Here is a 14,910-nt window from a genome sequence, read left to right on the forward strand (position 1 = left end):
ATTCAGGTTGCTTTCCCGTGCAGCACTAGTAGGGCAGACATCATCCACACGAAAGCTTTCGGCAAGTGTGCTTGCATTTTGAATAATGAAACTGTGCATTGCATCAGTTCCGCATTCGAGGTGAGAAGACGCTTAACTGCCAAGCGACGAAAGGACATCCGTGACGCAAACGGACAATGCAGTGGCCAACCAGGATTTGGCTACCATGAAACTTCCTGAGCTGCGTAAAGTAGCTGCAGAAAAGGGCCTTAAAGGCGTTTCCGCCCTGCGTAAGGGCGAACTCATTGAGGCAATCAAGACTGGGTCCGTCCCAGTGAAGGCCGCGCCTAAGACCGATGCCGCGCCTAAGGCAGACGCTGAACCTCAGGCCGAGCAAGCCCAGGCTCCAGCAAAGCGTGCTACGCGCCGGGTAACCCGTAGCGCGGGAACCCCTGTTGCTTCCTCCACTCCGGATAGCAAGCCTGAATCGAAGCCGGATACCAAGCCGGATACTTCGGCTGCAGCAGAGACAGCTCCTGAGACCTCAGCTCCTGAGACAACGTCGGAGGGCGCAGCAGATCAGTCTTCTCACAACGGTGAGAGCGATCAGCGCTACGAATCGCGCTCGGCAGCGCGCCGGGCTCGTCGTTACCGCGCCCGCCAGGGTGGCCACAGCGATGGTCACAGTGATGAGCAGGGCCAAGAGCGTCACGACGACGCCGTCTCGGCAGCCCCACAGGCTAACGGTGAAGCGGCTGTGGAGTCCCCGGCTACGACCCAGTCGGATGCGCAGGCAGAAACCCACGTTGAGGCGAATGCAGATTCCCAGGCAGATTCCCGAGCTGATTCCCAGTCGGATGCTGCAGGAGATTCGCAAGCCGATTCCCAGGACAACCGCAATAGGCGTAGCTCCGACAACCGGGACAACCGGGACAACCGGGATAACCAGGGCAATCGCAGCAATCAGGGCAACCGCAACAACCGTAGCCACAACGCTGAAGACGAAGACGGCGGCAACCGTCGCGGGCGTCGTGGACGTCGCAATCGTCGCGGACGCGACCGGGATAATCGCCAGGACAACCGTCAAGACAACCGCAGCCATGGCGACAACCGTCAAGGCGGCAGCCAGGGTAGCAACCAGGAAATTGAGCCTGAAGAGTTGCAGGAAGTAGCTGGCATTCTCGACATCGTCGATAACAATGCCGCCTTCGTCCGCACCACCGGCTACCGCTCCAACCCAGCTGACGTGTTCGTGCAGAACAATATGATTCGTCAGTTCGGCCTGCGCTCCGGCGATGCCGTGGTTGGCCAGGTCCGCCAAAATGGTCAGGGCCAGTCCCATGGCAATGGTCGCAACCGCAGCAAGTACAACAAGCTTGTCCGCGTGGACTCGGTCAATGGAATGGATCCTCAGGAAGCGAAGAATCGCCCAGAGTTCCACAAGCTCACGCCGCTGTACCCGAACCAGCGCCTGCGCCTTGAGACTGAACCGAACATCTTGACCACTCGCGTCATTGACCTGGTCATGCCAATTGGTAAGGGTCAGCGTGCGCTGATCGTCTCGCCTCCTAAGGCCGGTAAGACGACCATTCTGCAAAACATTGCAAATGCAATTGCCACGAACAACCCTGAGTGCTACCTGATGGTCGTGCTTGTCGACGAGCGCCCTGAAGAAGTCACCGACATGCAGCGCTCTGTCAAGGGCGAAGTCATTGCCTCGACCTTCGACCGTCCGCCTTCAGAGCACACCGCTGTGGCAGAGCTCGCCATCGAGCGTGCGAAGCGCCTCGTCGAAATGGGCCAGGACGTTGTTGTCTTGCTCGATTCCATTACCCGTCTGGGCCGTGCGTACAACAACTCGTCGCCGGCTTCCGGCCGTATCCTCTCCGGTGGCGTGGATTCCAACGCGCTCTACCCACCGAAGCGCTTCCTCGGCGCTGCCCGCAACATCGAGGACGGCGGTTCGCTGACGATCATCGCAACCGCCATGGTGGAAACCGGTTCTGCCGGCGACACCGTGATCTTCGAAGAGTTCAAGGGCACCGGCAACGCCGAGCTCAAACTGGACCGCAAGATCGCAGAGCGCCGCGTCTTCCCTGCAGTGGATGTCAATCCTTCCGGTACGCGTAAGGACGAGCTATTGCTCGTTCCTGAAGAAGCACGTATCATGCACAAGCTGCGTCGCATCCTCTCCGCGCTGGATTCCCAGGCCGCAATTGATCTGCTGATCAAGCAGCTGAAGAAGACCAAGTCCAACGGAGAATTCCTCATGGGCGTAGCTAAGAGCGCGCCAATGGCCGCAGACACGGATACCGAGGAGTACCTCTGATGGCAAACGACGTTTCACTTGTCGACGATTACGTCTCCGAATACGAGGGCATCCAAGCCCAAATGTCGGACCCGGAAATCACCGGCAACCAGGAAGTTTTCCGCAAGCTCTCGAAGCGCTATGCGGAAATCCAGCCGATTATTACGGCCAACAACAAGCTCGTCCAGGCCCGCGAGGACCATGAGGCAGCAGTTGAAATGGCTTCCGAAGACAAGGAATTCGCCGACGAAGCCAAGCGCCTTGAGGGCGAAATCGTCCAGCTCGAGGAGGAGTTAGCAGATCTGCTCGCACCTCGCGATGAGCACGATGCCGACGACGTGATCATGGAGATCAAGGCCGGCGCAGGTGGCGAGGAAGCAGCGCTCTTTGCTGGCGATCTCGCCCGGATGTACCAAAAGTACACCGAAAAGCACGGCCTGACCTGGGATGTTTTGGACCTCGCCGAGTCCGATCTCGACGGCGTCAAGGACATGACAGTTGCCATCAAGTCGAAGAACCCTTCGCGCGATGGCGCATGGTCGAAGCTGAAGTTCGAAGGCGGAGTCCACCGCGTGCAGCGCGTGCCAGTAACCGAATCCCAGGGTCGTATCCAGACCTCGGCGGCAGGCGTGCTGGTCTACCCAGAACCCGATGAGGTCGAGGCCGTGGACATTGACGAGAAGGATCTGCGCATCGACGTCTACCGTTCATCCGGTAAGGGTGGCCAGGGCGTGAACACCACCGACTCTGCTGTGCGTATCACCCACCTGCCCACCGGCGTCGTGGTGACTTGCCAGAACGAGCGCTCCCAGATCCAAAACCGTGCCCGCGCCATGCAGGTGCTCCAGGCTCGCCTGGACCAGATGCGCCGCGACGAAGCCGATGCCGAGGCTGCGGAAGGCCGCGCTTCCCAGGTGCGCAGCATGGACCGCTCCGAGCGCATCCGCACCTACAACTGGCCTGAGAACCGCATCTCGGATCACCGCATCAACTACAAGGCCAACAACCTTGATTCGGTCCTCAGTGGCAATATGGATGATTTGATCACCGCCCTGCAGACCCACGAGCGGCAGGAGCGCCTTGAAGCGGAATAAGATCCGTTCGCTTCTCGACGACGCTACCGCACGCCTTACCAAGGCCGGAGTGGATTCCCCAGAGGTCGACGCGCGTATTCTCGCCGCCGAACTGCTGGGGATTCGTCCCATTCAGGTGGCTCTCGTCGACGAGCTTCCCGCAGATTTCGAGCAGCGATTTGAGGCGTGGGTGCTTCGTCGCGAAGCGCGCGAACCCCTGCAACATATCGTCGGCAGCGCACCCTTTGGCCCGCTCGACCTCGACGTGGGCCCCGGAGTGTTCATTCCGCGACCCGAAACCGAGGTGCTTGCGGATTGGGCGGTCGGAAGGATTGCACTTATCGACGACCCCGTCGTGGTCGATTTGGGAACCGGCACGGGGGCGCTCGCGCTCTACATTGCTTCGCAGCGTCCGGATGCGCGGGTGTATGCAGTGGAGAAATCTGCCGAAGCCCGAGCATATGCGCAGCGCAATGCGGAAATGGCGGGCGGGAGCGCCTCGTCGATAAGCATTATCGACGGCGACATGACCGACCCCGAGCTGCTGCGCGACCTCGATGGCACTGTCGACCTTGTTGTGTCCAACCCGCCGTACGTACCGGAGGCTGATGATCTCCAACACGAGGTCTACGTCGACCCGCACCAGGCGGTGTTTTCTGGTGCCGACGGCATGGAAGCCATTCGTGGGCTGGTACCGGTGGCTGCACGCTTGCTTAAAGCCGCGGGCGGTCTGGGCATCGAGCACGATGACACGACGTCTGCGGAAGTATGCGGCGTTGTGGCTGCTCACGGGCAATTCGGCGAGCCTGAGGTGCTGAAGGATTTTACCGGACGTGATCGATTTGTGATTGCGAGTAAGCTTGCACAAGACAAACCCGCATGAGAAGGAGAGCTACACGGTTATGGTGAGCAAGATTTATGACTGTCTTGATCCGAAGGGGCGCGAAGAGGGGATCGCCGCTGCGGTCGAAGCTGCGCGTGCGGGTCGCACCGTTGTCCTTCCCACTGACACCGTGTACGGCATCGGCGCAGATGCTTTCAACAATGATGCCGTAGCTAGTCTGCTTGCCACCAAGCGCCGTGGTCCCGACATGCCGGTGCCGGTTCTTGTTGGTTCTTGGGACACGATTCAAGGCCTAGTCCTTGAATTTACCGATACTGCCAAGACTCTGGTTGAGGCATTCTGGCCTGGTGGGCTCTCCATCGTTGTGCCTGAGGCGCCGTCGCTGCCGTGGAACCTTGGCGACACGCGTGGCACCGTCATGCTGCGTATGCCGCTGCAACCCATTGCGATTCAGCTGCTGCGCGAAGTCGGCCCAATGGCAGTCTCGAGCGCAAATATCTCAGGCAAGCAGCCTCCAACCACCGCAGTCGGTGCAAAGCAACAATTCGGCTCGGCCGTTTCTGTGTACCTGGATGGGGGAGAAGCCACCATCGGTGAGCCTTCGACCATTGTGGACATTTCCGGCCGCAGTCCTGTGATCTTGCGTGAAGGGGCAATCAGCGCTGAGCGCATCGGTGAAGTCTTAAACCTCGATCCGGAGCAGCTGCGGAGGAAATAAGTGACTGGCGCTGGCGTTCCGCTGCGCGAACTTGGAATTATCCTCCTCGTTGCCGCTGCAATAACCTATCTGCTCACCGGGGTCGTTCGTTCCATTTTGGTGCGCAGCGGTAGAGTCGCCGAGATTCGCCAACGCGACGTCCATACCCAACCGACCCCAAGCTTGGGTGGGGTGGCCATGTTCATGGGCTTCATCTGCGCTGTGTTCGTGGCGTCCCAACTACCAGCACTAACGCGAGGATTTGCCCCTGTCACCCCAGAGATGACGGCAGTGATTTGGGGCGCATTCGCCATCGTTGTTGTCGGTGTGATCGACGACTTATACGAGCTTGGTGCTTTAACAAAGCTCATCGGGCAGCTGCTGGCTGCGGTTTTGATGAGTGTGTTGGGTCTTTCCGTCACAATGATTTATATCCCGTTCGGGGATGGCACCACGCTACTGCTTGATCAGGCACAGGGGGTGATCGCCTCGACAATCTTTACTGTCTTATTGGTCAATGCGATCAACTTTGTTGACGGTATCGATGGCCTGGCAGCAGGACTCGGAGCCATTGCCGGTGGGGCCATACTTATTTTCTCCCTTACCGTGTTGCACGATCAGGGGGGTGCAGTCTCGGCGTATCCACCAGCTATCATCTGTGCGGCTTTGGTGGGTATGTGTGTGGGATTTTTACCGCATAACTTTGAGCCCTCGCGGATTTTCATGGGTGACTCCGGGTCCATGCTCATCGGCCTGCTCTTAGCCGCGGCGAGTATTTCGGCCTCCGGCAAGATCAACATGTCGCTGTATGGCACAGCCGATGTGATTGCACTCATGAGCCCCGTGATCGTAGTCTTGGCTGCTATCGCTTTGCCTGTCCTTGACCTAGTGTTGGCTGTGATTCGGCGCGTGTCGAAGGGGCAGAGCCCCTTTTCCGCCGACCGTCAGCACATCCACCACCGACTTCTCGCGCTAGGGCACACTCATCGACGCACCGTGCTGGTGCTTTACCTGTGGGTTTCGGCCGTAGCGTTCGGTGCAGTCAGCTTCTCTGTGTTCCCCGTCAGATACGCCGTAGCCTTATCTATCCTGTTACTCGTCCTCGCGGCCTTGGCAACCGCAGTGCCTGCCCTGCAAGGAAAGATTGGGCGAAGACCACAGGCCGCAACAAAAGGCAGGCACCGAAAATAGGCAGTGGAAATAGGCTGTGGAAATAGGCTGTGGAAGGCATTCTCGGTAGTATCTCCACTGTGAGTAGCACAGCATCAAATCCCGACAGCAGCCCTCAAGACGACCCTGCCACTATTGAGGACGTTGATTTCGACGATCCGAAGCGCCCGCTGTACCGCGCATTGAAATTGGGCAGTATCGCTTTGTTGGTCCTGACCATCGTTTCATTGATTATCTGGGGCGCGCTTCGTGACCTACCAGGCATCTGGGGCGTGCTGATCGGAGCAGCAATCGGCGGAGGATTCGTGCTTTTTACTGCCCTGTCTGTTCTGGTTACGGCGAATACCTCGGCATCGACGACACTGGCAGTTGTCTTGGGAGGCTGGCTTGTCAAGATTGTGGTCTTGATTCTTGTATTGGCCTGGCTGCGAACTATGGATTTCTACGACCAAACTGCCTTGGGCGTGACCACCATCGCTGCACTCGTTGTAGTATTGGCCACGGAAACATGGGGAGTCATTACAACTCGCGTCACCTATGTGAGCTAGCTATAACCCAAGCTATACGCCTTTCGGACTACCTCCGGAGGGCGTTTTTCTAATCTTGGCGAAAAGGAAAGTTCCCCCAACCGGGGGACCTGTGACAGACCTTACAAGCGCTTGAAAAGTGGGTATACCTGCAATATCCCCCGAAATTAGGGAGGGAACCGTGAAAGAATCATCAAAATGGAATTCTCAACACCTCGATTTTCGCTGTGACTGATAGGCTAGCCTGCGGGTTACTTGAGGTGGGCGTATGCCGCCGTAAGAACATCCCCTGTCACCGCGGACGCTGATGTGCGACGGAGTCCGCCGCGGGAGCAGACGATTTGAAGACGTCCATCGCACCGCATCGACTACCTAACGGTGCGGCCCGAGAACGGGAGAGAACGCTGAGCGTTATGAATTTGGCCATGCGGGGGGAGTTCCATGCCCCTGAGCTGGACCCAGAATTTTTCCCGGGGCAATACTACGGCCACATCATCGGGGAGAACTTCCTCGGTGGTGCGTTCGCATTGGATCGCATTATGATTGTCCGCCTCTTTGTGGCGGCTGTCCTTGTGATCCTTTTTGTTCTTGCTTTTAGGAATCCAAAGCTGATTCCTAAGGGTTTGCAGAACTTAGGTGAAATCGCAGTTGATTTCGTGAGGGTAAACATTGCCGAGGACATCCTTGGCAAGAAGGACGGAAAGCGGTTCCTTCCGGTAATCGCAACTTTGTTCTTCACCATCCTCTTCATGAACTTCGCCACGATCATTCCAGGACTTAACATTTCCCCGAACGCGCGTATCGGTGGACCGATTGTGTTCGCGCTCGTTGGATACATTGCAATGATTTACGCCGGCGCACAGCGCTATGGCCTTGGCAAGTACATCAAGTCTTCGGTGGTTATTCCGAACCTACCGCCAGTACTTCACATCCTGGTGGTTCCTATCGAGTTCTTCTCGACATTCATTTTGCGTCCGGTCACCCTGGCTCTTCGTCTTATGGCGAACTTCCTGGCCGGTCACATCATTCTGGTTCTTCTGTACTCGGCTACCAACTTCTTCTTCTGGCAGCTGAATGCATGGACCGGTTTGTCGGCACTGACACTCGTTGCAGCGGTTCTGTTCACCTTGTACGAACTCATTGTCATCTTCCTGCAGGCTTACATTTTCGCTCTGCTGGTTGCTGTCTACATTGAGCTTTCGTTGCACGCAGATTCGCATTAACAAAATCGCGTTCGCGCGGCCAATTGAATACCCCATACAACTTCGTCAAAATCGCCCGGGATAACAATTTCCCGGGTATCTAGAAAGGGAACGACTTTCACATGAACGAGATCATCCTGGCACAGGCTGCAGAGTCTTCGATCACCGGCCTTGGCGCAATCGGCTACGGCATCGCTACCATCGGCCCAGGCCTGGGCATCGGCATCCTCGTCGGCAAGACCGTTGAGGGCATGGCTCGTCAGCCTGAGATGGCTGGCCAGCTCCGTACCACCATGTTCCTGGGTATCGCCTTCGTTGAGGCACTTGCCCTGATCGGCCTGGTTGCAGGCTTCCTGTTCTAAAAAGAAATCCCCGCAGGACATTAACTTTTTAAGAAACAGGAGCAAGCTATGACGAACGTCATTTATAACCTTGCGGCACAGGCTGAGACGTTGCCACTTGACGGTGGCAACTCCATCCTTCTGCCGAAGCTGTACGACATCGTCTGGTCTGCCGTCGTCTTCGTCATCATCTTCATTCTCTTCTGGAAGTACGTGCTCCCACGTTTCCAGAAGGTGATGGCGGAGCGTGAAGACCGGATTAAGGGTGGCATTGAGCGTGCTCAAGCCGCTCAGGCTGAAGCTAAGGCTGCCCTGGAAAAGAACAACTCACAGCTCGCTGAGGCTCGCGCCGAGGCTGCAGAGATCCGCGAAGCCGCTCGTGAAAAGGGCAAGCAGATCCAGGCCGACATGCGTGCGGAAGGCGAAGCCGAACAGCGCCGTATCATCGACGCCGGTGAGAAGCAGCTTGCTGCGTCCCGTGACCAGGTTGTCGCAGAACTGCGTAACGAGATCGGTCAGAACTCCATCAACCTTGCAGAGCAGCTGCTGGGCTCCGAGCTTTCGGACTCCACTCGTCGCTCCGGCACGATTGATAACTTCCTGTCCGAGCTTGACAACGTCTCACAGGCACGGAAGTAGGCAAGATGCGAGCAGCGAGTCGCGAAGCACTAGCACAGGTCGAAGACCTTATCGACAAAAAGATCCGTACTGCGGATAACGTCGTGGCGTATGCAGCACAGACCGGCACAGAAATTTTCGACACCGTCGATGCACTCGACGCGGACCGCTCTTTGCGTGTTGCCGTTGCCGAGTCCTCTTGGGAGCCTGCACAGCGTGTGGGCATTATGACTCAGGTATTCGGCGGAAAGGTTGCAGACGGCACCCTCGAGGTGTTGCGTGCAGCTGCCGAACGCGTATGGTCCACTCCGCGTGAGATGCGCGCTGGGCTGGTCCAGCTTGGTCGTCGTGCCCTATTGCGTGGCGCCGAATCCGAGGGCCAGCTCGGCCAGGTGGAAGAAGAACTCTTCCAGTTGTCCCGTCTGCTGGACCGCGAAGGCAAGCTATCGCAGCTGCTGTCCGATCGAACCGCCACCGCAGAGCGTAAGCGTGGCCTTTTGGCCAGCGTGCTCTACGGCAAGGTAACGAAATATACCGAAGCACTGGCTCTGCAGGTCATTGGCCGACCAGAGCTCAACCCAGTTGACGATATGAAGGCACTAGCAGTCGAGGCAGCAGCCTTGACTGGTCGCACTGCCGCTCACGTCGTTTCGGCTGAGGCGCTTAACGAAGGGCAGCGGTCGGCGTTAGCCGAGAAGCTGGAACGAATTTACGGTCAAGAGATGTCCGTTCACTCTGAGGTAGACCCCAGCCTCCTCGGTGGAATGGTTATCCGCGTAGGTGACGAGGTCATCGACGGTTCAACGCGAAGCAAGATCACGCGTTACCGCACGAACCTAGCCGCCACCTCCTATTAAAGACTGAAGTACATAAGAACATATGCTGGAACAATCTACCGAGAGCAGGAAGAACATGGCGGAGCTGACGATCTCCTCCGATGAGATCCGTAGCGCGATAGCGAACTACACCTCGAGCTACTCCGCGGAGGCCTCCCGTGAGGAGGTCGGCGTGGTAATTTCGGCTGCAGACGGCATTGCCCAGGTTTCCGGGCTGCCAGGCTGTATGGCGAATGAGCTGCTTGAGTTCCCGAACGGCGTCATCGGCGTTGCACAGAACCTCGAGACCGACTCCATCGGTGTCGTTATTCTGGGTCAATTCGAGACCCTTTCCGAGGGCGATGAGGTTAAGCGGACCGGAGAAGTTTTGTCCGTACCGGTCGGGGATAATTTCCTCGGTCGCGTAATCAACCCACTGGGTCAGCCAATCGATGGCTTGGGCCCAATTGAATCTACTGAAGAGCGTGCACTTGAGCTGCAGGCTGCAGGCGTTCTTGACCGTCAGCCGGTCGAAGAGCCAATGCAGACCGGCATCAAGGCGATTGACGCGATGACCCCAATCGGCCGTGGCCAGCGTCAGCTGATCATTGGTGACCGTAAGACGGGTAAGACCGCAATCTGCATTGACACCATCTTGAACCAGAAGGCATTCTGGGAGACCGGTGACCCAACCCAGCAGGTGCGATGCATCTACGTGGCAATTGGTCAGAAGGCCTCGACTGTTGCTGGTGTCCGCAAGACCCTTGAGGACAACGGCGCACTGGAGTACACCACCATCGTGGCTTCTCCTGCATCCGACTCCGCGGGCTTCAAGTGGCTGGCACCTTTCTCCGGTGCAGCTCTTGGTCAGCACTGGATGTACCAGGGCAAGCACGTCCTGGTCATCTACGATGATCTGACCAAGCAGGCTGAGGCCTACCGTGCGATCTCCCTGCTGCTGCGCCGCCCACCGGGCCGCGAAGCTTACCCAGGTGACGTCTTCTACCTGCACTCCCGCCTCCTCGAGCGCGCTGCAAAGCTTAACGACGAGCTCGGTGCTGGTTCGTTGACCGCTCTGCCGATCATTGAGACCAAGGCAAACGACGTCGGCGCCTTCATTCCTACCAACGTAATTTCGATTACCGATGGTCAGGTCTTCCTGCAGTCCGACCTCTTCAACCAGGGTCAGCGTCCAGCTGTTGACGTGGGTATTTCTGTGTCCCGCGTTGGCGGCGCCGCTCAGACCAAGGGCATGAAGAAGGTTGCTGGTAACCTCCGTCTGGACCTCGCGGCATACCGCGACCTGCAGGCGTTCGCTACCTTCGCATCCGACCTTGATGCTGCTTCTAAGTCTCAGCTCGAGCGCGGTCAGCGCCTGACCGAGCTGCTCAAGCAGCCAGAGTCTTCCCCGCAGCCAGTTGAGTACCAAATCGTCTCTATCTTCCTGGCCAACGAGGGCGGCTTCGATAACGTTCCCGTCGAAGACGTTCGTCGTTACGAGAGTGAATTCCAGGAGTCCCTGGCATCCGCCAAGCCTGAGGTCTACGAGCAGATCAAGGGTGGCGCAGTTCTCTCTGATGAGTCCAAGGCTACAATCCTGGACTTCAACGAGACCTTCGCTAAGGACTTCCAGACCTCAGCTGGCGAGCGTATCGTTCGCGAGGCAGAGCATGAAGCTCTTGACGCTGGTGAAATTCAGAAGAACCAGCTCTCCGTCCAGCGCAAGTCGGTAAACAAGTAAATTATTTGCTCACCGTCTACGAATAGGAAGGGAGGAGAGTAAACCATGGCAACACTTCGCGAATTACGTGACCGAATCCGGTCCGTCAACTCAACGAAGAAGATTACAAAGGCCCAGGAGCTGATCGCTACTTCGCGCATCACCAAGGCCCAGCAGCGCGTTTCGGCTGCATTACCATACGCAAACGAGCTGCAAGCCGTCATGGAGCGGATTGCTTCCGCTAGCTCCCTGGACCACCCCATGCTCCGTGAGCGTGAGGATGGAAAGGTCGCGGCGATTCTCGTCGTAACCTCTGACCGCGGCATGGCCGGCGGTTACAACCACAACGTGCTCAAGAAGGCCGGCGAACTCGAGAAGCTTCTCGAGAACAATGGCTACGAGGTTGTGCGGTACATCACCGGTGGCAAGGGCGTGGGGCACTACCAGTTCCGCAACCAAGCCATCGCAGGTGCTTGGACTGATTGGTCCCAGGATCCGACGTGGGAAGGCACGCACAACGTGCGCCGTCACATGATCGACGGATTCCTTGGTAGCTCCAAGGGTGAAGCCAAGTGGCGTGATGGCCTTACTGGTGAAGAAGGTGTTCCAGTACGTGGTTTCGACCAGGTACACGTCGTCTACACCAAGTTCATTTCGATGTTGAGCCAAGAGCCGGTTGTACAGCAGCTGCTGCCAATTGAGCCGGTCGTTGAGTCTGTCGAATTGGAACAAGAATCGTTGCAGGAAATCACCGGCGACGTGCACCCAGAGATGGATTTTGAGCCAGACTCTGAGACCCTGTTGACAAACTTATTGCCAACATATGTCTCTCGTACGCTCTACTCCATTTTCCTGGAAGCATCGGCAAGTGAGTCTGCTGCACGACGCACAGCTATGAAGGCGGCAACCGATAACGCTAACGATCTGGTCAAGGGCCTGTCTCGTGAAGCTAACCAGGCCCGCCAGGGACAAATCACCCAGGAAATCACCGAGATTATCGGCGGCGCAGGCGCGTTGTCCGACGATGGAGAAAGTGACTAAAACATGACAACCTCTCTCGCAGAGCAGAGCAACGAGCAGGTGGGTTCCTCCGCCGGCCGCGTTGTTCGCGTGATCGGCGCAGTCGTCGACGTGGAGTTCCCACGCGACGAGATGCCTGATCTTTATAACGCGCTGCAGGTCGAGATCACTCTCGAGACAGTCGCAAAGACCGTTACGCTCGAAGTCGCCCAGTTCTTGGGTGACAACCTCGTGCGTACAATCGCAATGGGCCCAACCGACGGCATGGTCCGTGGTACACAGGTCATCGATACTGGCAAGCCAATTTCGGTTCCAGTCGGCGACCAGGTTAAGGGCCACGTATTTAACGCCCTCGGCGACTGCTTGGACGATCCGTCCGTTGGCGTCGATGGCGAGCGTTGGGGCATCCACCGTGAGCCTCCAGCGTTCAAGGACCTCGAAGGTAAGACCGAGATCCTAGAAACCGGCATCAAGGTCATCGACCTGCTGACCCCATACATGAGGGGCGGCAAGATTGGCCTCTTCGGTGGTGCAGGTGTGGGCAAGACGGTTCTTATCCAGGAGATGATTACTCGTATTGCACGCGAGTTCTCCGGTACCTCCGTTTTCGCTGGCGTCGGCGAGCGTACCCGTGAGGGCACCGACCTCATTCTGGAAATGGACGAGATGGGCGTTCTCCCAGATACCGCCCTTGTCTTCGGCCAGATGGACGAGCCACCTGGGGTTCGTATGCGTGTTGCTCTGTCCGGTCTGACCATGGCGGAGTACTTCCGCGATGTCCAGGATCAGGACGTGCTGTTGTTCATTGACAACATCTTCCGCTTCACCCAGGCAGGTTCTGAGGTTTCCACCCTTCTCGGCCGTATGCCTTCCGCTGTGGGCTACCAGCCAACCCTGGCTGACGAGATGGGTGTGCTCCAGGAGCGCATTACCTCCACCAAGGGCCGTTCGATTACGTCTCTGCAGGCCGTTTACGTTCCTGCCGATGACTACACCGACCCGGCTCCAGCGACCACCTTCGCTCACCTTGATGCAACCACCGAGCTTGACCGTGGTATTGCTTCCAAGGGTATTTACCCTGCAGTGAACCCACTGACTTCTACCTCTCGTATCCTCGAGCCAGGTATCGTCGGCGAGCGTCACTACAACGTTGCCCAGCGCGTGATCAACATTCTGCAGAAGAACAAAGAGCTGCAGGACATCATTGCAATTCTGGGTATGGACGAACTCGGTGAAGAAGACAAGCTGACCGTTACGCGTGCCCGTAAGCTTGAGCGCTTCCTGGGCCAGAACTTCTTCGTTGCTGAGAAGTTCACCGGTCTGCCAGGCTCCTACGTGCCATTGGAAGAGACGATCGACGCTTTCGACCGGATCTGCAACGGCGAGTTCGACCACTATCCAGAGCAGGCCTTCAACGGCCTCGGTGGTCTGGACGATGTCGAGAAGGCATACCAGAAGCTCAACGAGAAGAACTAGGAGAGCACCATGGCTGACATCACCGTCCAATTGGTTTCTGTGGATCGCATGCTCTGGTCTGGACAGGCCAGCATCATCACCGCACAGACCACTGAGGGTGAGATCGGCGTGCTGCCTGGTCACGAGCCTCTCTTGGGCCAACTGGCCGAAAATGGCGTTGTGACTATCACCCCTGTGGATGGCGACAAGATTGTTGCCGCTGTCCAGGGTGGCTTCCTCTCCGTGACAGCTGACAAGGTGACAGTTCTGGCTGACTACGCGATCTTCGCTAGCGAAGTCGACGTAGCCACCTCAGAGTCCGAGCTTTCTAGCGAGGACGAACTGACTAAGTCTCGTGCTGAAGCAGCTCTTGCAGCTGTGCGACGGGATAAAAACTAAGTAGGGCAGTAAGCCTTCTTCCTTCTCGGGAATCTGATAAAGACCGGGGTTCTCGATCACATCACTGTGATCGAGAACCCCGGTCTTTTCACATCGTTTTCAGGACCTAGTTTGACGGCGCTAGTAATATCGTGGCATACAGTTTTACTTCAAGCTCCAAGAAGAATCCAAGAAGAAGTTGTCGTGGCATCAACCAGAAGGCGGATAGGCATTCGTAGGTGCCACGGCTAGTATTGGAGCAGGTATTTGAGCATAACGTGGGGAGTATCCATGGAGTTTATAGGTTGGGTGCTAATTGCACTCGCAGTCCTCTGTATGGTGCTCGCTGCCCTGCGCTTTTTTGCTCTTCGTTCGCGCGGTTCAACAGTGCTGCTTCGGGTGCTCCCGGCAAGTGGGGAACATGGATGGCGTCACGGCAAGATTCAGTACAGCGGTGATACCCTTTACTATTTCAAGCTGCGTTCTTTAATTCCTCGCGCTGACATTACACTCGACCGGTCCCATCTAGTTGTCGAAAGCCACCGGGAAATCTCGGACAATGAGCGCGAATTCATGCCCACGGCAGCCCGCATCCTTACCGTCAAGTCGGAGTCCGCTACCTACGAAATTGCGGCGAACCGCCATGTGATTATGGCATTGATTTCGTGGATCGAATCAGCACCGAATCCACGTCAAGAAAAGGCCGATTTTAAGTCGCTCAGCCAGCGGATTGGGCGCCAGCGCGAGCAAGGCTAATCTAGTA

15 protein-coding genes are annotated in these 14,910 nt (G+C 57.2%); all 15 read left to right on the forward strand.

From position 1 onward, the window contains the following. The first annotated feature begins 160 nt into the window (after positions 1 to 160). The 15 genes from rho (at position 161) to ACXZ66_RS06255 (ending at position 14,903) form a co-directional block, all read left to right on the forward strand. Entirely contained in the window at positions 161 to 2,308 is a 2,148-nt protein-coding gene (rho, locus tag ACXZ66_RS06185) for a transcription termination factor Rho (RefSeq protein ID WP_458751013.1), read from the forward strand. Then, the gene (gene prfA / locus ACXZ66_RS06190; RefSeq protein ID WP_458751014.1) at positions 2,308 to 3,381 is read left to right on the forward strand and encodes a peptide chain release factor 1; all 1,074 of its coding nucleotides are present in this window, start codon (positions 2,308 to 2,310) and stop codon (positions 3,379 to 3,381) included. The genes rho and prfA overlap by 1 nt, the downstream gene beginning before the upstream one ends. After that, positions 3,368 to 4,243 (forward strand): peptide chain release factor N(5)-glutamine methyltransferase, encoded by an 876-nt coding sequence (gene prmC / locus ACXZ66_RS06195; RefSeq protein WP_458751015.1) that lies wholly within the window; start codon positions 3,368 to 3,370, stop codon positions 4,241 to 4,243. The genes prfA and prmC overlap by 14 nt, the downstream gene beginning before the upstream one ends. 19 nt (positions 4,244 to 4,262) lie before the next feature. After that, complete coding sequence (locus ACXZ66_RS06200) at positions 4,263 to 4,922, forward strand: L-threonylcarbamoyladenylate synthase (RefSeq protein ID WP_458751016.1); 660 nt, start codon at positions 4,263 to 4,265, stop codon at positions 4,920 to 4,922. Further along, positions 4,923 to 6,092 carry a glycosyltransferase family 4 protein gene (locus tag ACXZ66_RS06205; RefSeq protein WP_458751017.1) on the forward strand — a complete coding sequence of 390 codons (1,170 nt, stop codon included), beginning with the start codon at positions 4,923 to 4,925 and terminating at the stop codon, positions 6,090 to 6,092. It begins immediately after the preceding gene. Between the two features lie 113 nt (positions 6,093 to 6,205). After that, entirely contained in the window at positions 6,206 to 6,619 is a 414-nt protein-coding gene (locus tag ACXZ66_RS06210; protein WP_458751299.1) for a hypothetical protein, read from the forward strand. Positions 6,620 to 7,023: 404 nt separating this feature from the next. After that, positions 7,024 to 7,821 (forward strand): F0F1 ATP synthase subunit A, encoded by a 798-nt coding sequence (gene atpB / locus ACXZ66_RS06215; protein ID WP_458751301.1) that lies wholly within the window; start codon positions 7,024 to 7,026, stop codon positions 7,819 to 7,821. A gap of 101 nt (positions 7,822 to 7,922) precedes the next feature. Further along, positions 7,923 to 8,162 (forward strand): ATP synthase F0 subunit C, encoded by a 240-nt coding sequence (locus tag ACXZ66_RS06220; protein WP_018295782.1) that lies wholly within the window; start codon positions 7,923 to 7,925, stop codon positions 8,160 to 8,162. Positions 8,163 to 8,210: 48 nt separating this feature from the next. Further along, positions 8,211 to 8,780, forward strand: coding sequence for a F0F1 ATP synthase subunit B (locus ACXZ66_RS06225; RefSeq protein WP_458751018.1), 570 nt, complete (start codon positions 8,211 to 8,213; stop codon positions 8,778 to 8,780). A 5-nt stretch (positions 8,781 to 8,785) separates the two neighbouring features. Further along, positions 8,786 to 9,616: a F0F1 ATP synthase subunit delta gene (locus ACXZ66_RS06230; protein ID WP_458751019.1), complete on the forward strand. Its 831-nt coding sequence runs from the start codon at positions 8,786 to 8,788 to the stop codon at positions 9,614 to 9,616. A 22-nt stretch (positions 9,617 to 9,638) separates the two neighbouring features. After that, the gene (atpA, locus tag ACXZ66_RS06235) at positions 9,639 to 11,315 is read left to right on the forward strand and encodes a F0F1 ATP synthase subunit alpha (protein ID WP_458751020.1); all 1,677 of its coding nucleotides are present in this window, start codon (positions 9,639 to 9,641) and stop codon (positions 11,313 to 11,315) included. A 45-nt stretch (positions 11,316 to 11,360) separates the two neighbouring features. Continuing rightward, positions 11,361 to 12,335, forward strand: a complete 975-nt coding sequence (locus ACXZ66_RS06240) for a F0F1 ATP synthase subunit gamma (RefSeq protein ID WP_458751021.1) — start codon at positions 11,361 to 11,363, stop codon at positions 12,333 to 12,335. Between the two features lie 3 nt (positions 12,336 to 12,338). Beyond that, a complete protein-coding gene (atpD, locus tag ACXZ66_RS06245) occupies positions 12,339 to 13,790 on the forward strand; it encodes a F0F1 ATP synthase subunit beta (RefSeq protein WP_458751022.1) in 1,452 nt (483 codons plus the stop codon). Positions 13,791 to 13,799: 9 nt separating this feature from the next. Further along, complete coding sequence (locus ACXZ66_RS06250; RefSeq protein WP_458751023.1) at positions 13,800 to 14,168, forward strand: F0F1 ATP synthase subunit epsilon; 369 nt, start codon at positions 13,800 to 13,802, stop codon at positions 14,166 to 14,168. A gap of 270 nt (positions 14,169 to 14,438) precedes the next feature. Then, complete coding sequence (locus ACXZ66_RS06255) at positions 14,439 to 14,903, forward strand: DUF2550 domain-containing protein (protein WP_458751024.1); 465 nt, start codon at positions 14,439 to 14,441, stop codon at positions 14,901 to 14,903. Positions 14,904 to 14,910: the final 7 nt, after the last annotated feature.

The organism is Corynebacterium sp. S7 (assembly GCF_054401105.1).